Origin of the sequence: Micromonospora sp. NPDC049559 (assembly GCF_040676675.1) — a bacterium.
Classification (GTDB): domain Bacteria; phylum Actinomycetota; class Actinomycetes; order Mycobacteriales; family Micromonosporaceae; genus JBFAPK01.
This window is the reverse complement of the sequence record NZ_JBFAPK010000013.1, coordinates 136321-153075: the sequence shown is the minus strand read 5'-3', so window position 1 is coordinate 153075 and position 16755 is coordinate 136321. Positions and strand designations below refer to the sequence as shown.

At 72.2% G+C, this 16755-nt stretch carries 18 protein-coding genes; 4 read left to right on the top strand and 14 right to left on the bottom strand.

Features of this window, described 5'->3' with window-relative positions:
- Nucleotides 1-38: 38 nt before the first annotated feature.
- Nucleotides 39-641, bottom strand: a complete 603-nt coding sequence (locus AB0J86_RS17015) for a hypothetical protein (protein WP_363857972.1) — start codon at nt 639-641, stop codon at nt 39-41.
- Nucleotides 642-775: 134 nt separating this feature from the next.
- Here AB0J86_RS17015 and AB0J86_RS17010 point away from each other — a divergent pair, with 134 nt between their 5' ends.
- Entirely contained in the window at nt 776-2080 is a 1305-nt protein-coding gene (locus tag AB0J86_RS17010; protein WP_363857970.1) for a hypothetical protein, read from the top strand.
- Between the two features lie 38 nt (nt 2081-2118).
- On the opposite strand, the gene AB0J86_RS17005 is transcribed toward AB0J86_RS17010, so the two are convergent.
- Entirely contained in the window at nt 2119-2388 is a 270-nt protein-coding gene (locus AB0J86_RS17005) for a hypothetical protein (protein ID WP_363857969.1), read from the bottom strand.
- A complete protein-coding gene (locus AB0J86_RS17000; protein WP_363857967.1) occupies nt 2385-2690 on the bottom strand; it encodes a DivIVA domain-containing protein in 306 nt (101 codons plus the stop codon). Before AB0J86_RS17000 ends, AB0J86_RS17005 begins: the two co-directional genes overlap by 4 nt.
- A gap of 389 nt (nt 2691-3079) precedes the next feature.
- Here AB0J86_RS17000 and AB0J86_RS16995 point away from each other — a divergent pair, with 389 nt between their 5' ends.
- Together AB0J86_RS16995 and AB0J86_RS16990 are read left to right on the top strand one after the other, a co-directional pair.
- Nucleotides 3080-3301, top strand: a complete 222-nt coding sequence (locus tag AB0J86_RS16995) for a winged helix-turn-helix domain-containing protein (RefSeq protein ID WP_363857965.1) — start codon at nt 3080-3082, stop codon at nt 3299-3301.
- Nucleotides 3302-3414: 113 nt separating this feature from the next.
- On the top strand, nt 3415-3615 hold the full coding sequence (locus tag AB0J86_RS16990) for a hypothetical protein (protein WP_363857964.1): 201 nt from the start codon (nt 3415-3417) through the stop codon (nt 3613-3615).
- 114 nt (nt 3616-3729) lie between these two features.
- Here the strand turns inward: AB0J86_RS16990 and AB0J86_RS16985 are convergent, their stop codons facing one another.
- The 3 genes from AB0J86_RS16985 to AB0J86_RS16975 form a co-directional block, all read right to left on the bottom strand.
- Complete coding sequence (locus AB0J86_RS16985; RefSeq protein ID WP_363857962.1) at nt 3730-4236, bottom strand: shikimate kinase; 507 nt, start codon at nt 4234-4236, stop codon at nt 3730-3732.
- Nucleotides 4233-5411 carry a chorismate synthase gene (aroC, locus tag AB0J86_RS16980; protein ID WP_363857961.1) on the bottom strand — a complete coding sequence of 393 codons (1179 nt, stop codon included), beginning with the start codon at nt 5409-5411 and terminating at the stop codon, nt 4233-4235. The genes AB0J86_RS16985 and aroC overlap by 4 nt, the downstream gene beginning before the upstream one ends.
- Nucleotides 5412-5556: 145 nt before the next feature.
- Entirely contained in the window at nt 5557-6045 is a 489-nt protein-coding gene (locus tag AB0J86_RS16975; protein ID WP_363857959.1) for a MarR family transcriptional regulator, read from the bottom strand.
- A gap of 92 nt (nt 6046-6137) precedes the next feature.
- On the opposite strand from AB0J86_RS16975, the gene AB0J86_RS16970 reads away from it, so the two are divergent.
- Nucleotides 6138-7517, top strand: a complete 1380-nt coding sequence (locus AB0J86_RS16970) for a multidrug effflux MFS transporter (protein ID WP_363857957.1) — start codon at nt 6138-6140, stop codon at nt 7515-7517.
- 72 nt (nt 7518-7589) lie between these two features.
- On the opposite strand, the gene AB0J86_RS16965 is transcribed toward AB0J86_RS16970, so the two are convergent.
- From AB0J86_RS16965 to AB0J86_RS16930, 8 genes are all read right to left on the bottom strand, one after another.
- A complete protein-coding gene (locus AB0J86_RS16965) occupies nt 7590-8405 on the bottom strand; it encodes a shikimate dehydrogenase (RefSeq protein ID WP_363857955.1) in 816 nt (271 codons plus the stop codon).
- The gene (gene mltG, locus AB0J86_RS16960; RefSeq protein ID WP_363857953.1) at nt 8402-10582 is read right to left on the bottom strand and encodes an endolytic transglycosylase MltG; all 2181 of its coding nucleotides are present in this window, start codon (nt 10580-10582) and stop codon (nt 8402-8404) included. Before mltG (AB0J86_RS16960) ends, AB0J86_RS16965 begins: the two co-directional genes overlap by 4 nt.
- A gap of 73 nt (nt 10583-10655) precedes the next feature.
- Nucleotides 10656-11861 (bottom strand): endolytic transglycosylase MltG, encoded by a 1206-nt coding sequence (gene mltG / locus AB0J86_RS16955; RefSeq protein ID WP_363857951.1) that lies wholly within the window; start codon nt 11859-11861, stop codon nt 10656-10658.
- Nucleotides 11858-12319 (bottom strand): Holliday junction resolvase RuvX, encoded by a 462-nt coding sequence (gene ruvX, locus AB0J86_RS16950; protein WP_363857949.1) that lies wholly within the window; start codon nt 12317-12319, stop codon nt 11858-11860. Before ruvX ends, mltG (AB0J86_RS16955) begins: the two co-directional genes overlap by 4 nt.
- 93 nt (nt 12320-12412) lie before the next feature.
- Entirely contained in the window at nt 12413-15094 is a 2682-nt protein-coding gene (gene alaS, locus AB0J86_RS16945; protein ID WP_363857947.1) for an alanine--tRNA ligase, read from the bottom strand.
- On the bottom strand, nt 15091-15396 hold the full coding sequence (locus tag AB0J86_RS16940) for a hypothetical protein (RefSeq protein WP_363857946.1): 306 nt from the start codon (nt 15394-15396) through the stop codon (nt 15091-15093). Before AB0J86_RS16940 ends, alaS begins: the two co-directional genes overlap by 4 nt.
- Nucleotides 15397-15456: 60 nt before the next feature.
- Nucleotides 15457-15921 carry a DUF948 domain-containing protein gene (locus AB0J86_RS16935; RefSeq protein WP_363857944.1) on the bottom strand — a complete coding sequence of 155 codons (465 nt, stop codon included), beginning with the start codon at nt 15919-15921 and terminating at the stop codon, nt 15457-15459.
- Between the two features lie 147 nt (nt 15922-16068).
- Complete coding sequence (locus AB0J86_RS16930; RefSeq protein ID WP_363858037.1) at nt 16069-16698, bottom strand: hypothetical protein; 630 nt, start codon at nt 16696-16698, stop codon at nt 16069-16071.
- Nucleotides 16699-16755: the final 57 nt, after the last annotated feature.

Here is a 16755-nt window from a genome sequence, read left to right as displayed (position 1 = left end):
GGGCCGGCGCGGTAGGGCGTGGCCTTAGGAGGCGGGCCTCAGATCTGGTGCAGCCAGGCCACGAAGAAGAGTCCCATGGCCGCGCAGATCAGCAGCGCCAGCGGCAGCACCCAGGGCCGCAGCCGCTGCCCGTCGAGGGCGGCCGTGAGCCGCTGGTGCAGCGCGGCGATGACGATCAGCAGGGCGAGCCCGGCGGCGGAGGTGGGTATGCCCACCAGGAAGTGCACCGCCCAGGCGCCGGCCAGGGTCGGCCCGCCCCACGCGTGGTCGTACGGCCCGGAGACCACCAGGCCGTAGAGCGCCCCGCGCAGCACCATCAGCAGCTGGACCCCGAGCGGCGGCAGCGCCGCCGCACCGAGCAGAAGGCTGAGCAGGCCGTGGCCGGCGACGGCGAAAAAGCCCGCCCGGCGCCGGGGCTCGACGGACGGCGCCCCGAGCACCCGGGTCCGCAGCGCGCGCCACCAGGACACGGCGGTGCCCGCCCGGCCGAGCAGGATGGCCGGCAGGGCGGCCACGGCCAGCAGCGGCAGCAGCGCGCCGTACGCGAGGCTGCGGCCGGTCAGCGCCGCGAGTCGGCGCGCCGGGCCACGACTGCTGCTCTCGGCTACGGCGATGGAACGCGGGTGGGATGCGACGGACACAGCTTCTCCTCTGGTTCTCGGGTGATGTCGTAACCGTAGGGCCGCGTCGACGGGCGGGACGTCACCCCACGGAGCCAGAATTCCCGTACCCCTGGGGTACTACCCTCGACCGCCGCTGACGGTAGGTTCCCGGCGTGACCTCGTCAGATGTGCGCCGGCCCGGTCCCATCGGCCCGGCCGTGGTGATCGGCGCGTTGGCCGGAGCGGCGCTGGCCGCCCGCTGGGGCTGGTCGGCCGGACTGGTCGGCGCGGTCGCCGGAGCGGCGCTCCTCGGTACCGCCGAGGCCGTGGCGCGGGTCCGGCAGCGGCCCGGCGAGATCCCGGCGCTCTGGTCGCGGATCGTGATGAGCGCGGCGATCGCCGCCCCGCTCGGCTGGGCCGGCGGGTGGCTCACCGGCGCCGGTCCGCTCGTGGTGGGCCTCGCGACCGGCGTGGTGGTGGGGCTGCTCGGCGTACGACCGCACAAGGTGCTGCTCGGGCCGCTGGTCGGGGCTGCCGTCGGCTACGGCCTGTCGACCGTCGACGAGAGCGTCTGGGCGGGTCGCCCGGCTCCCGCCGCCATCGTCGCCGCCGGTACCGCGCTGGCGTACCGGGTGCTGGCGGCGCTGATCTTCCGCGATCCCCAGGTGAGCCTGCTGGCCGAGCGGGTCGGGGCCGAGGACCTTCCGTTCGTGGTGCCGCTGGAGTCGCGTACCCGGTACGTCGGGACCGGCTACGTCCGCGAGCTGGCGCGGGTGGTCGGCGGGGACTACCGGGCGGACGCGCCCGACGTCGGCATCGTCGCCTCCTTCGACGAGTTGGCCGGCCCGGGGTTCGACCCGGCCGGCGTCGACCCGAGGGTGCGCGAGTTCTACGAGCACACCACCCGCTTCACCCTCGACATCGTGCCCGAGTGGCGACTCTGGGTGCGCCCCGGCTACCTGCTCTACCGCACCTTCCTGGCCCGTCCGCTCGGGCAGGCGAACGTACCGATGAACCAGCGGGAGACGCAGCGGGGCGTACGCAGCCGCATCGACACGATCAGCCCCAAGCGGGACGGCGTGGTCGGCATCCGGGGCTGGATCCGCTCGTACGTCGACACCGACGAACCGATCTATGTCGGCATCTACACCACCTACCGGCACGACGGGCGCGGCTACGTCAGCGTCGGTTTCCCGTTGCCGCAGGCCAGCTTCACGGCCACGCTGCTGCCCCGCCCGCGCCCCGACGGCGGCCTGGTCCTCACCAGCCGCAGCGACCTGCCCCACCCCGGCCACTACCTGACCTACATCGAACCGGAGTCGCGGCAGCTCACCACGCTCGCCGTACACGGCTTCGCCGAGGAACTCGACGTGTACGTCCGGGACGGCGAACTCCGCGCCGAGCACGCGTTCTGGGTCTTCGGGCTGCCGTTCCTGGTACTGCACTACGCGATCCACCGCAAGTCGCCGGCGCGGTAGCCGCGCGCCGCAAGTCGCCGGCGAAGTAGCCTCGCGCCTCAGCCGGGCGGGGCGGAGGCGCGCTCGTCGCACGGGCCGTCGTGCCCCTCGGGCCGGCGACAGCAGCGACCCGGATCCCGGTCGACGGGCAGGTTGCAGTGCAGCCCGTACCGGATGTTCTGCCGGTGCTCCTCCGAGAACGTCGTGTAGTCGAAGTCGATGACGTCCACGTGCCCGAGCGAGTCGCGCAGACTGGCGGCCAGCTCGGCGGCCCGCTCGCGGGAGGTGAGCCGGGTCGGCAGGTGGATGATCCAGCGCTCTTCGCTCATCGCGGCCCCCGATTGGTGTGCTTCGGCCATTGCGACCCATGCGGCCATTGCGGATCGGTGAACCGGCAGCCGACGTGCCGCTCGCGCCACTGGCGCAGCCCTTGACGGATCCGCTCGCACTCCACGCGGGCGGTGGTCACCTCGCGGTGCAGCCGCTCGACCTCGTCGGCGAGGCGGGCGAGGTAGGCGTACACGTCCTGCGGGTCGAGGCCGCGCCAGCGTACGGCGAAGGTCGCGGCGCGGACCGCAGCCGGGACCAGACGCTCCTCGGCGTTCCCGCGCTCGCTATTCCCGGCTGGCACGGCTGTCTCCGGCGGCGCTCGGTCCCATCCCCGCTCCCCTCCCGTAGGTATTGCGCGGCGCCGGGACAGCGGCATCCACCAGCCGATTCACGGCTGCGAGTACGTGCATTCACTGTCCCGGCGGCACCCGGGCCGTCCACCCGGGATGAAGGCCCCGTTCGCCGACAACGCGCTGGTCGGCGCACCGGACTTCGACGGCTTCGGATCCCCCAGCGAGGCGCCAACCGACCGCTCAGGACCGCTAACCGCTGGTCACGACGCTACTGGCCTCATGTCACCTATGTCAAGCGAGCCATCGATGCCACCTTTGTCAGCAGCGTGACATGCGTTGCCTACGTCGGGGCCGCGATCAATACTGGTTGGGCCAACCGACCGCAAGGGACCCGTACATGCCTATCCCGCCAACGATGGACGAGCTGATCGCCGACATCCTCGATCGGATCAAGCGTGGCGAGTTCCCGCCCGCGTCGCAGTTGCCCTCAACCCAGCAACTCGCCGACCACTACGACATCTCGCCCTCGACGGTTGCCCGAGCCGTGAAGAGGCTCCGGCAACAGGGCGTGCTCGTCGGCCGCCCCGGTCGCGGCGTCTTCGTCGCCGACAACAAGTAGGACATTCATCGGCTCCGCCACGCGATGTCGCCACCGCGCGGCGTGCACCACGGAAACGGCACGGACCCCCACCCGGGCGGGACAAGCCAGGAGCCGGCTTGCAAGATGACCACGTGGACGCTTGGCAGCCGATCGACGATCTAATTGTGCAACGGCGGATCATCGCGGGGATGCAGGCGATCCGGCAAGCCGAGGGGTGCAGCCTCGAACAAGCGATCAGCCTCTTCGTGGAGCGGTACGAGCTTCTGCGGCAGCGCAGGCCCGACGACTTCGAGGTCTCTCACGATGGTTACTGGCACGGCGTCTACACCTGATCGCGGAGAAGATCGTGGCGCTGGAGCTGCTGTCGCCGCCCAGGTTCGCCCGCAGCGCGAGCTGGCTCGCCTTCCTCGACAAGGTCGGCAAGGCGTGACGCGCCGGCCGCCGCGCTACTCCTTGAGCAGGGCGAGGATCTCGTCGGCGACCTCTTCGGGCGTACGGCCGTCGGTGGTGACCGTGTGCGTGGCGACCTCCGCGTAGAGCGGTCGCCGCTGGTCGAGCAGGTGCTTGAGGGTGGCGCGGGGGTTCATCGCCAGCAGCGGCCGGCCCGCGCCGAGCCCGACCCGCCTGAGCGCGTCGGGCAGCTCGACCGACAGGTGGATCACGGTGTGGCCGGCGAGCGACGCGCGGGTCTGGTCGGCCAGGACCGCGCCGCCGCCGAGGGCGAGCACCCCGTCGAAGGAGGCCAGCGCCGTCGCCACCGCCTGGCGTTCGAGGGTACGGAAGTGCTCCTCCCCCTCGTCGATGAAGATCTCCGGGATCGGCTTGCCGGCCGTCGCCTCGATGTCGTGGTCGGTGTCGCGGAACGTCACGCCCAGCGCGGCGGCCAGCGCCTCGCCGGTGCTCGTCTTGCCCGAGCCGGGCGCCCCGACCAGCACACACACGGGGCGCGTCACCGGATCACCAGGTTGTCGAGGTAGCCGGCGAGGTTGCGGCGAATCTCGGCGACCGAGTCGCCGCCGAACTTCTCGGTCGCCGCCTCGGCGAGCACCAGCGCCACCATCGCCTCGGCCACCACGGCCGCGGCCGGTACCGCGCAGACGTCCGAGCGCTGGTTGATCGCGGTGGCCGGCTCGCCGGTGGTGACGTCCACGGTGGAGAGCGCCCGGTTCAGCGAAGAGATCGGCTTCATCGCGGCCCGGACCCGTACCGGCTCGCCGGTGGTGATGCCGCCCTCCAGCCCGCCGGCCCGGTCGGTGACCCGCCGTACGCCGGTCGCGGTCGGCACGATCTCGTCGTGCGCGACCGAACCCCGGGAGCGGGCCTGCTGCCAGCCGTCGCCGATCTCCACACCCTTGATGGCCTGGATCGACATGAGCGCGGTGGCGAGCCGGGCGTCGAGCTTGCGGTCCCACTGGACGTGGCTGCCCAGGCCCGGCGGTACGCCGTACGCGAGCACCTCGACCACCCCGCCGAGCGTGTCGGCGTCCTTCTTCGCGGCGTCGACCTCGGCGACCATCCGGGCGCTCGCCTCCGGGTCGAGGCAGCGCAGCGGGTCGGCGTCGATCCGCTCGGCGTCCTCCGGCCGGGGTTGCAGGCCGGGCTTGGCCGCCACCGAGCCGAGTTCCACCACGTGCGAGACGATCTCGATGCCGAGGGTCTGGCGCACCAGCGCCTTGGCGACCGTACCGACGGCGACCCGGGCCGCCGTCTCCCGCGCGCTGGCGCGCTCCAGGATCGGGCGGGCGTCGGTGTAGCCGTACTTCTGCATGCCGGCCAGGTCGGCATGGCCGGGCCGGGGGCGGGTCAGCGGGGCGTTGCGGGCCTGCCCGGCGAGGACCTCGGGGTCGACCGGGTCGGCCGACATCACGGTCTCCCACTTGGGCCATTCGGAGTTGCCCACCCGGATGGCGACGGGGCTGCCCAGCGTCAGCCCGTGCCGGATGCCGCCGATGATCTCGACCTCGTCGCGCTCGAAGGACATCCGGGCGCCGCGACCATAGCCGAGGCGCCGCCGGGCCAGTTCCCGGACGATCACCTCGCTGCTCACCTCGACCCCGGCGGGTACGCCCTCCAGGAGCGCGACGAGGGCGGGGCCATGCGATTCACCTGCGGTCAGCCAGCGCAACACGGTGCCAGTGTGTCACGCTGCCGGGACGGCACCCCACCCCGGCCGCGCCGTCCCGCACAGCGGACCGCGCCGCTAGCGGGCCGCCCAGCCGCACCGCTAGCGGGCCGCCCAGCCGCGCCGTTCCGGGCGGCGGACCGCACCCCGGTCACTCCTCCTCGGCGACCAGGTCGGCGAGGGCCCGCAGCCCCGGCGCGGCCCGGACGACCTCGCGCCGCGCCTCGGCGTCGAGCCGGTCGAGCGCGGCGACGAGCAGGTCCCGGCGGTGGGCGGCGTAGTCGGCGATGCGGTCGCGGGCGGCGGCGGTCAGCCGGAGCCGGACCACCCGCCGGTTCTCCGGGTCGCGTTCCCGCTCCAGCAGCCCGGCGCCGGCCAGCTCCCCGATCAGCGTGCTCACCGTGTTGGCGGCGGTACCGAGCCGCTCGGCGGCCTCCTTCACGCTGACGCCCGGCCGGCGTTCGACCAGCCGCAGCAGCTCCACCTGCGCGTCGGGCAGGGGTACCCGCCCGGCCCGGCGGCTGGCCGAGCGGCGCAGCACCCGGTGCAGGTCACCGAGGGCGCCGGCGAGCACCGCGGCGGCCGCGGCGATCTCCTTCTCGGGCAGCGGATCGGGCCCGTACGTCCGGTTGTCGGCCATCTCACCTCGCGACAGGTCGCACTCACCTCGCAATAACTCTGAAAACAGAGCTATGGTTTCCGGCCGGGATCGCCGTCGGGAGGGAAGATACCGTGCCGGAGAGGTCAGACCGGTCCGCGCCGGCCGGAACAGCGACAGCCGCCGCGCTCGACGCGCCCGCCGGAGCAGCTCCGCCGGCCGAGGCCGCCGCACGTGACGCGGCGACCGGAACAGCCACGGCCGACGCCGCACCCGACTCGGCGGCCGCCGCCGCCGCGGGCGCGGGCCGCGAGCCGGGTCCCGGCCCGCGCCGGGCCACCGGCGCCGCGCTGCTGATCCTGCTCGGCACCCTCACGGCCGTGAGTCCGCTCTCCATGGACATGTACCTGCCGGCGCTGCCCGGCATGGCCGCCCAGCTGCACGCCAGCCAGTCCGAGCTACAGCTCTCGCTCACCACCTGCCTGCTCGGCAACGCCCTCGGACAGTTGGTCGCCGGACCGCTCAGCGACCGGTGGGGCCGGCGGCGGCCGGTACTGCTCGGCATCGGCGCGTACGCGGTGATCGGCCTGCTCTGCGCGCTCGCCCCCGGCGCCGGTACGCTCGCCGCGCTCCGCCTGGCCCAGGGCTTCGCCGGCGGTACCGGGGTGGTCGTCGCGCGGGCCGTGGTCCGCGACCTCTACTCCGGCGCCGCGGCGGCCAAGTACTTCTCCCAGCTCACGCTGATCTTCGGCGTGGCGCCGGTGGCCGCGCCCGGCTTCGGCAGCCTGGTGCTGCGGATCGGCGACTGGCGGGCCATCTTCGTCGCGCTCGCGGCGATCGGGGCCCTGCTCGCGACCGCGGTGGCGCTCTGGCTGCCCGAGACCCTGCCGGCCGAGCGGCGGCACGCCGGTGGGCTGGCCGCCACTGGCCGGGCGCTGGGGACGCTGCTCACCGACCGGATCTACCTGGGCTACGCGCTGACCCAGGCGCTCGCCTTCGGCGGGCTGTTCGCGTACATCTCCGGGTCGTCCTTCGTCATGCAGGACGTCTTCGGCGTACCGGCCGGCGTGTTCAGCCTGCTCTTCGGCCTGAACGCGCTCGGCTTGGTCGGCCTCGGCCAGCTCAACGCGCGGCTGCTCGACCGCTTCCCCGCCCGACGGTTGCTGGTCGGCACGCTGGTCGCCGGGCTCACCGCCGCCGCGTGCCTGCTCGCGGGCGCGAGCATCGGCCGGCTGTGGCCGGTCGCGGTCGCGCTCTTCGGCTTCGTCGCCACGGTCGGCATGGTCACCCCGAACAGCACCGCGCTGGCGCTGGACCGGCATCCGCGCAGCGCCGGAACGGCCGCCGCCGTACTCGGCGCGACCCAGTCGGTGCTCGGAGCGCTCGCCGCGCCGCTGGTCGGGCTCGGCCCCACCGACAGCGCGGTGCCGATGGCGGTGGTCATCACCGGTACGGCCAGCCTGTCGCTGCTCGCCGTCCTCGCGCTCGCCCGTCCGCGACACTCGTCGATCTAGGGCAAATCCTCGTGATTGGAGATCAACTCACCCGGATTTGCCCTAGATCGGCACGGTGCGGGCGGGTGGGGATCAGGGCGCGGTGCGGGCGGCGGCGAGGGCGGTACGCATCGCGTCGACCGGGGCGGTCACGCCGGTGAACTGCTCGAACTGACCCACCGCCTGGGCGAGCAGCAGGTCCAGCCCGGAGACGATCCGGCAGCCGGCGCGCCGGGCGGCGGCGGCGAGCGGGGTGGGCCACGGGTCGTACAGCGCGTCGAAGAGGACGGTTCCGCTCCGCCAGGCGACCTCGTCGGCCAGGTGGTCGGCGGCCCGCTTCGGCACGGTGGAGACGACCAGGTCGGCGGTGGCGTACCGGGGCGCGTCGGCCCAGGCGCCGGCGATCATCGCCAGCCCCAGTGCGGCGGCGACCGGGCGCAGTTCCTCGACCGCGTCGGGGCGGCGCGCCACCACGGTCACCGTGGCGGCGTCGAGCCGGGCCGCCGCGGCCAGCGCCGCCCGGGCCGTGCCACCCGCCCCGAGTACGGTCACCGCGGCGCCGGGCGCCACCCCGGTCTCGCCGAGTACCCGCACCATGCCGGTGACGTCGGTGTTGTCGGCGTACCAGGAGCCGTCGGCACGGCGTACCAGGGTGTTCGCGGCACCGACGGCGGCGGCGACCGGCGAGACCTCGCCGGCCACCCGCAGCGCCGCCTCTTTCAACGGCATGGTCAGCGACAACCCGGCCCACTCCGGCCCGAGGCCGGCGACCCGGTCGGGCAACTCGGCCTCGGCGCACTCGATCGCCGTGTACGACCAGCCGGTGAGCCCGGCCGCCGCGTAGCCCGCGTTGTGGATCACGGGCGAGAGCGAGTGCGCGATCGGCTTGCCCAGTACCGCCGCCCTCACCGACAGTTGTCCCCGGTCAGCACGCCGTTGCGGCACATGGTCTTGATCAACCCCCGGTACTCGGCGTCCGTCGAGCCGTAGCCCATGGTGCCCTGCTTGTCGATGGTCATGAAGTAGATCCAGTTCCCGGACGGCGGGTTCATCGCGCCCTTGAGCGCGTCCTCGCCCGGGTTGCTGATCGGCGTGATCGGCAGACCGTCGACGTTGTGTGTGTTGTACGGGTTCTTCCGGTCGTTGATCTCGCTCTGCAACAGGTCGTCGGAGTCCTTCGGGTTCTTGCCCTGCAACCGGAACCAGTAGTTGATCGCGCTGTCGATCTCCAGGCAGTTGCAGTGGTAGTTGTCGCCGTAGACCCGGTTGTAGAGCACCCGGGCGACCTTGGGCATGTCCTGGTGGTGCACCGACTCCGCCTGGGCGATCGAGGCCGCGATCAACGCCTCGTACGGCGAGATGTGCAGCTCGTCGCGGACCGTCTGCTCGAAGTTCATCGCCTTGGTGACCTCGATGAACTTCTGCACCATCAGCTTGAGGATCTGCTCGGCGGTGGCGTTGGGCGGCAGTTCGTAGGTCGCCGGGAAGAGGAAGCCCTCCAGGCTCTTGGCCGACTTCTTGCCGTCCTCGCGCTGGAACCACGAGGCCGGTACGCCGAGCTTGACCGGGTCCGCCGCCGCCTTCTTGAACTCTGCCACCGGGATCTTGGTGAACTCCGAGAGCCGGTCGTAGACGGCCAGGGTGATCTCACCCTCGGGGATGGTGATCCCGTTGATCACCCGGCTCTTCGGGTCGAGCATGAGCGCCAGCGCGGCCGAGGCCTTCATCTGCTTGCGCAGCTTGTAGGTGCCCTCGCCAAGACCCCGGCTGCGCGGCTCGGCGTCGGTCGCCTGCACCCACGCCTTGAGGCCCTTCACGACGTCGGCCTCGACGAGCTTGGTACCGACCGCGGTGAGGTTCTCGCCGGCCGCGACCTTGATCAGCGCCTCGCCGCTGCCCTGGCCCTCGTAGTCCGGCGTGAAGAAGTGGTTCTGGATCCGGTCGAAGCCGACGACGGCGACGCCACCCGCCCCGACGATCAGGACCAGCACCGCCGCCAACGCGACGACGAGCACGTTGCGCTTGCCCTTGCCGCCCTTGCCCTCGGCGGCGGTCTTCCCGCCCTTGCCGCCGCCGCCCTTGCCGCCGCCGGCCTTGCCGCTCTTGCCGGCCTTGCCGCCCTTGCCCTTGGCCCGCCGGCCGTCGCGCGTGCCCGCGTCGCCGCGCGCGTCCGCCTCGTCGTCCGGGTAGCCGGGCTCGCCGGGGAAACCGGGGTCGCCCGGAAAACCGGCACCGTCGAGGAAGCCCGGCTCGCCGGGGAAACCGGCACCGTCGAGGAAGCCCGGCTCGCCGCTGCCCGGGAAACCTCGCTCGTCCACGCGACCGCGCGGATCGCCGGGGTCCCGGCCGTGCAGATCCCGCTGGTTGCCGCCGTGGTCCGGGTACCGGGGCTGGTCCGGGTAGCCCTGCTGTTCCGGGTACCCGCCGTAGCCGGGGTCGCGGCCGGGCTGCGGATAGCCCTGGTCGCCGCCGTAACCCGGCCCCGCCGGCTGGCCTCCGGCCGGGTAGCCCCGGCGGTCGCCGTAGCCCTGCTCCTCGCGGTAGCCCGGGTCGCCGCGATAGCCCTGGGGCTCGGTCCGACCGCCGTACCCGCCGCCGCGGCCGGCCTGCGGGTGGCCCTGCTCGCCGCCGTAACCCGGCTGGCCCGGGTAGCCCCGGTCGTCGCCGTAGCCGCCCGGGGCGCCGTCCCGGGTCGGGTACTCCGGCTCGGCGCCGTAGCCCGCCGGCTCGGCGCCGTAGCCCGGCTGGGCCGGATAGCCCCGGCCGCCGCCGTAGCCGGCCGGCGAGCCGGTCCCGGCGGTGGGATAGCCCTGGTCGCCGCCGTAGCCCGGCTGGGCCCCGTACCCCTGGTCGCCGCCGTAACCCGGCTGGGCCCCGTACCCCTGGTCGCCGCCGTAACCCGGGTCGCCGTAGCCCGGCTGCGCGCCGTAGCCAGGCTGGGCGGGGTAACCACCGGCGACCGGGCGACCTCGACGCTCGCGGTAGCCCTCCGGCTCCTCGCCGTAACCGGCGCCGTCGGGGTAGCCCTGCTGCTCGGGGTAGCCGCCGTAACCGGGCTGGCCTCGGCGGCCCGACCTGTCGCTCACGGGGCCTCGTTCCGGTTCGGTGCCCCGTCGGGAGCAACGGACATCATTCGGGTCGGCACGCTCGTCACTCGGGTCAGCACAGCGGAATCCCGTTCTGGCACGCCTTCTGGATGTTGGCCTGGTGGCCGCTCCAGCTGGTCGCGTACGCCATCGTGCCCTTGGTGTCGATGCTGACGAAATAGACGTTCTTGCTCGGCGGCGGGCTCATGGCGCCCTCGATCGCCGCCTTGCCGGGGTTGCCGATCGGACCGATCGGCATGCCGGGGAAGTCGTGGGTGTTGTACGGGTTCTTCGGGTTGTGCAGGTCGGCGTTGCTCAGGTGCTCGGACGCCTTGCTGCCCTGACCGGTGATCCGCAACCAGTAGTTCACCGTGCTGTCCAGGCCGAGGCAGCTACAGGGGAAGTTTCCGCCGTACGCCCGGTTGTAGAGCACCCGCACCACCGGGCCCATGTCCTTGTCGTGCATCGCCTCGGCCTGCGCGATCGAGGCGGCGATCAACGCCTCGTACGGCGAGATGTGCAGGTTCTGCTGCACCGTGTCGGCGAAATTGATTTCGCCCATCTCGTTGTTGAAGTGCTCGACCATCGTCTTGAGCATGTCCGTGGCGCTCGCGTTCGGCGGGAACTCGTACGTCTCCGGGTAGAGGAAACCCTCGATCGACTTGTTGAGCTTCTTGCCGTCGTCGCGCTTGAACCACCAGTCCGGTACGCCGAGCGCGACCGGGTCCTTGGCGGCGTCGGCGAACTCCTTGACCGGAATACCGGTCGCCTTGGCGAGCGCCTCGAAGGTCTGCTGGTACGACAGCCCCTCCGGGATGGTGACCTGTTTCGTCACCTTGTTCTTCAGGTCGAGCAGCAGGCCGAGCGCGTTCTCGGCGCTCATCTGCTTGCGCAGCCGGTAGAAGCCCGGCTGGATGTTCTTGCTCCGGGAATTCGCCTTCGCCGCCTTCACGAACGCGGCCTGGCTCTTGACCACGTCTTTCTCGTAGAGCGTGGTACCGATGTCCGCGCTCAGGTCGCCGGCCTTCACCTCGACGAGGATCTCGCCCGTACCCGCGCCTTCGTAGTCGGGGGTGGTGAAGAAGGACTGGACCCGGTCGAAGCCGTACCAGACGCCACCACCCAGAACGCCGAGGAGTACGAACGCCATCAGCAACGCGAGAATCGTCCGGCCCCGTCCGCCGGATTTCTTTTTGCGCCGGCGCGCCGCGCTGCGGGTGTGTCGCCCTCCCCCATCGTGATCCTCGTCCTCGAACACGAGGTCAAGTTCGTCGATCATAAAGTCCGCCTCCGCTGCGCATCCAGCCAGCTCTGCAGGATCTCCACCGCGGCCGCCTGATCGACCACCGCCCGTTGGCGTCGTCCTCTGACGCCCCGCTCGGACAGCCTACGAGACGCGACGACCGTCGACATCCTCTCATCGACGAAGCGAACCGGAACGGGCGCGATGGCCTCGGCCAGCCGCTGCGCGTACGCCTTGGTGTGAACGGCAGCCGGGCCGTGGGTGCCGGCGAGGGTCACCGGCAGCCCGACCACCACCTCGACCGCCTCGTGCGCCGCCACCAGGCGCGCGCACTCGGCGATGTCGGCCGGTACCCGGTCCGGGTCGGCGGTCAGGTCCCGGGCCAGGGTCACCAGCGGGGTGGCCAGGATGCCGTCCGGGTCGGAGACCGCCACCCCGACCCGGACCTTGCCGACGTCCACGCCGAGCCGTACGCCGCGTGGAAAGTCACTCATCCGTACCGCTCCGCAACCGAGTCGATCTCATCGTGGATCATGTGGCTGCCGATCAAACCACAGGGGTTCGCCACGGATCAACCTGGCCGCGGCTCAGGCCTCGGCGAGCGCCTTCTCGATCGTGACCAGCAGGTTTGGCGCCTCCGCCGCCGGCAGGCCGCCGCCCTGGGCCAGGTCGGCGTTGCCGCCGCCCCGCCCGGAGAGCGCCGCCTTGACCAGATCCGCCGCCGAGACGCCGCGTCCCTTGGCCGCCGCGTTGACGGCCACCACCAGCGACGCCTTGCCGTTCGCCCGGGCGGTCACCGCCACCACGGCCGGCCGGGCCGGATCGATCTTGCCGCGGATCTCCTGGGCCAACGTCCGTACGTCGTTGCCGGCCGCGCCCTCCGGCGCCTCGGTACCGACGAAGGCCACCCCGCGCAGGTCCCGGGCCTGGGCGGCCAGCGCCGCCGCGCCCCCGAGCACCAGCTGGGCGCGCAGCTTCTCCAGCTCCTTCTCCGCGTCGCGCAGCTGGGTGACGGTCTGCTCGACCCGCTCGGCCACCTGCTCGCTCGGCACCCGGTAGAGCTCGGCCAGCCGGGAGACCAGCAGGTGCTCCTTGGCCAGGAACTGGAACGCGTCGATGCCGACCAGCGCCTCGACCCGGCGTACGCCCGAACCGATCGACGACTCGTTGAGGATCTTCACGAGGCCGAGCTGTCCGGAGCGGGAGACATGTGTACCGCCGCAGAGCTCCCGGGCGTAGTCGCCGACCTCGACGACGCGCACCTCCTCGCCGTACTTCTCGCCGAAGAGCGCCATCGCGCCGAGCCGGCGCGCCTCCTCCTGGGAGGTGATGAAGGCGTGCACCTCCAGGTCGCTCAGCAGCACCTCGTTGACCTGCTGCTCGACGTCGGCCAGCACGCTCGGCGCGACCCCGCTGGCGGTGTTGAAGTCGAACCGCAGCCGGCCCGGCGCGTTGAGCGAACCGGCCTGGGTCGCGGACTCGCCGAGGAAGTTGCGGATGGTCTGGTGCACCAGGTGGGTGGCGGTGTGCGACCGGGAGATCGCCCGGCGCCGGGAGATGTCGATCTCGGCGAAGCCGGTCTCCCCGCTGCGCACCTCGCCGCGCACCACCCGGGCCCGGTGCACGATCAGCCCGGGGATGGGCTGCTGCACGTCGAGGATCTCGACCTGGCCGCCGCCGACGGTGATCAGACCGGTGTCGGGCTGCTGGCCGCCGCCCTCGGCGTAGAACGGGGTGGTGTCGAGGACCAGCTCGACCGTCTCCCCCTCGCCGGCCGCCGCGACCGCCTCGCCGCCCGAGGAGAGCAGCGCCCGCACCGTCGACTCGCGGGAGACCTCGGTGTAGCCGGTGAAGGTCACCGGGCCGCCGGCGTCCAGCACGCCCCGGTACGCGGTCAGGTCCACGTGTCCGGTCTTGCGCGCCTGCGCGTCCGCTTTCGCCCGGGCCCGCTGGTCGGCCATCAGCCGGCGGAAGCCCTCGTCGTCGACGCGGAGCCCCTGCTCCGCCGCGATCTCCAGGGTCAGGTCGATCGGGAAGCCGTACGTGTCGTGCAGCTGGAACGCCTTGGCGCCCGACAGCGAGGTGCCGCCGGTCGACTTGGTCTCCGCGATCGCCGTGTCCAGGATGGTGGTGCCGGCCCGCAGCGTCGACAGGAACGCCTCCTCCTCGGCGTACGCGTACTGCGCGATCCGCTCGAAGTCGTCGGCCAGCTCCGGGTACGACGGCGCCATGCAGTCCCGCGCCACCGGCAGCAGCTCCGGCAGCGCCCGCTCCTGCCAGCCGAGCAGCCGGACCGCCCGGATCGCCCGTCGCATGATCCGCCGCAGCACGTAGCCGCGGCCCTCGTTCGACGGGGTCACCCCGTCACCGATCAGCAAAAGCGAGGTGCGCACGTGGTCGGCGATCACCCGCAGTCGTACGTCGTCCGGGTCCGACTCGGCCGCCGCGTGCCCCGACCGGGCCCCGTACCGCTTGCCGGTCAGCTCGGCCGCCCGGTCCAGGATCGGCCGTACCTCGTCGATCTCGTACAGGTTGTCCACGCCCTGCAGGAGCGAGGCCATCCGCTCCAGCCCCATGCCGGTGTCGATGTTCTTCGCCGGCAGCTCGCCGAGGATCGGGTAGTTCTCCTTGTCGGTGCCCGCGCCCCGCTCGAACTGCATGAAGACGAGGTTCCAGAACTCCAGGTAGCGGTCCTCGTCGACCTCCGGACCACCCTCGCGGCCGTACTCGGGGCCCCGGTCGTAGTACAGCTCCGAGCAGGGCCCGCACGGGCCCGGGATCCCCATCGACCAGAAGTTGTCCTTCTTGCCCCGGCGGACGATCCGCTCGGCCGGCATCCCGGTACGCCGCCAGATGTCGATCGCCTCGTCGTCGTCGAGGTAGACGGTGGCCCAGATCCGCTCCGGGTCCAGCCCGAACCCGCCCTCGGCGACCGGCTTGGTCACCAGCTCCCAGGCGAGCGGGATCGCGCCCTCCTTGAAGTAGTCGCCGAAGGAGAAGTTGCCGTTCATCTGGAAGAACGTGGCGTGCCGCGAGGTCTTGCCCACCTCGTCGATGTCCGGCGTACGGATGCACTTCTGCACGCTCGCCGCCCGCCGGAAGGGCGGCGTCTGCTGCCCGAGGAAGTACGGCACGAACTGCACCATGCCCGCGTTGACGAAGAGCAGGTTCGGGTCGTTGATGGCGGGCAACGGGGCCGACGGCACCACGGCATGGTCGTTCGCCGCGAAGTGCGCCAGGTAGCGCCGCTTGATCTCCGCCGTCTTCATCGGGTGTCTTCCTCCGAGAAAATGTCGTGATCGCCGAGGCGCGGGTTGCCGCGGTACTCGGCGAACTGGTCGTCGAACGCGACGCCTTCGGCGAAGGCCGCGTGAATCTGCTGCTCCCGCTCGGCCATCCCGTCCCGTACGTCGTCGACGAAGCTACGCACCGTCTCGACCAGTCCGCCAGCGGATTGCGACAGCGAGGTGGCGATGCCACCGGGCGTGTACGACTGGGCCGTCCGGGTCAGCTTCCGGACGACCAGTGCTCCGACGGCGAGCCCGATGCCCAACCACAGGAGTCGCTTCATGGCCTCATCCTCTCTCGGCTCCCCGACGACGGAGGCGGCGGGATCACCCGACGGGCGCGGTCAGCTCTCCGCGCCGCGCTTGGCGGCCCGACGCCGCTGCTTGATGACCGCCCGTACCTCGCGCTCGTCCTCGGCCTGCCGCCGGGCGGCGGCGGCCCGGCGCACGCCGTAGCCGAAGGCCGCGACCTTCACCAGCGGGTTCGCCGCCGCGGCGGAGACCACGGTGGCGAGGTTGGCGACGTTGGCGGTGACGTTCTGGGCGTGGCCGGTCATCGTGTCGATCTTGGCGAGCTGGATGTTCACCCCGTCCAGCGACGTGTGCACCTGGGTCAACGCGGTGTTCACGTTGTCGATCGTCGTGGCCGCGCCGCCGAGCAGCGGTGCCGTCCGGTCGTTCAGATCGTTGATCGCCCGGGTCGCCGCGTCGACCGTGTGGCGCAGCCGCAGGATCGGCACGGCCAGCACGAGCACCAACATCAGGAAGGCACCCGCGGCGATCAACGCGGCGATCTGTCCACCATCCACGCCTGTTCTCCTCCACCCGTACGTATCGAATGCGCGACCGTCATTACCCCGGGCGCGGCGCGCGGGAACCGTTCCGGCCGCCCGCGACGCGCGGGCGGCCGACCAAACCACCAAGCAAAGACCCTACCGTCCGTGACGGAGCCCGTCTCACGACGGTGAAGCTGTCAGGTCACCGAGCGGGTCGGGAGGGAGCGTCGGGTCAGGATCCTCGCCGGTGAGCGAGGGATCCGTACTCGGCTGCGGCCTGGTCCGGTCGTCGTCGATCGCGTTACGGACCTTCACCGAAATCAACGAACCCTTGCACTCCGCGGCATCGGTCGCGGGACTGGGCGGCGCCACCGCCCCTTCGGTCGGCTCCGCCGGCGGGCAGGCCGGCGGCCGGACCCAGAGGTCCAGGGTCAGCTCGTCCCGGCGCCAGCAGGTGTAGTGCCCGGCGACCTTCTGCTCCGGACAGAGGTCCGGCTTCCACCGCTGCCAGCCCTCGTCCGCCAGCGCCTTCTCGTAGACCTTGGCCGTGTCGTCCGGGGTACCCGTCGACTCCACCGTGCGCTCCCGGTAGCGGCACTCGATGATGCACCACCGGCTGCCGCTCACGTCGTCCACCGTCTTGCCCGCGGCCCAGCTCGGCACCTGGAGCGCGTCGAGGGAGTTGAAGACCGGATCGCGGGTCGCCGCGCGGATGCCGAAGAAGAGCGGCAGCGCGCCGAGCACCAGCAGGCTGGCCAGGATGACCGCGGCCATCCGCAGCCGCCGCTGCTCGCGTACCCGGCGGTGCAGCTCCGAGCGGGCCTCGGTCGGGCCGTCCGGCTCGGCGTCGTCGTCCACGTCCGGCCC

What these genes read in the sequence shown, in the direction of transcription:
- AB0J86_RS17005 (WP_363857969.1), bottom strand. Translation starts at nt 2,388, where the DNA reads ATGAGCGAAGAGCGCTGGATCATCCACCTGCCGACCCGGCTCACCTCC.
- AB0J86_RS16995 (WP_363857965.1), top strand. Translation starts at nt 3,080, where the DNA reads ATGCCTATCCCGCCAACGATGGACGAGCTGATCGCCGACATCCTCGAT.
- AB0J86_RS16975 (WP_363857959.1), bottom strand. Translation starts at nt 6,045, where the DNA reads ATGGCCGACAACCGGACGTACGGGCCCGATCCGCTGCCCGAGAAGGAG.
- mltG (WP_363857951.1), bottom strand. Translation starts at nt 11,861, where the DNA reads ATGATCGACGAACTTGACCTCGTGTTCGAGGACGAGGATCACGATGGG.
- ruvX (WP_363857949.1), bottom strand. Translation starts at nt 12,319, where the DNA reads ATGAGTGACTTTCCACGCGGCGTACGGCTCGGCGTGGACGTCGGCAAG.
- alaS (WP_363857947.1), bottom strand. Translation starts at nt 15,094, where the DNA reads ATGAAGACGGCGGAGATCAAGCGGCGCTACCTGGCGCACTTCGCGGCG.
- AB0J86_RS16940 (WP_363857946.1), bottom strand. Translation starts at nt 15,396, where the DNA reads ATGAAGCGACTCCTGTGGTTGGGCATCGGGCTCGCCGTCGGAGCACTG.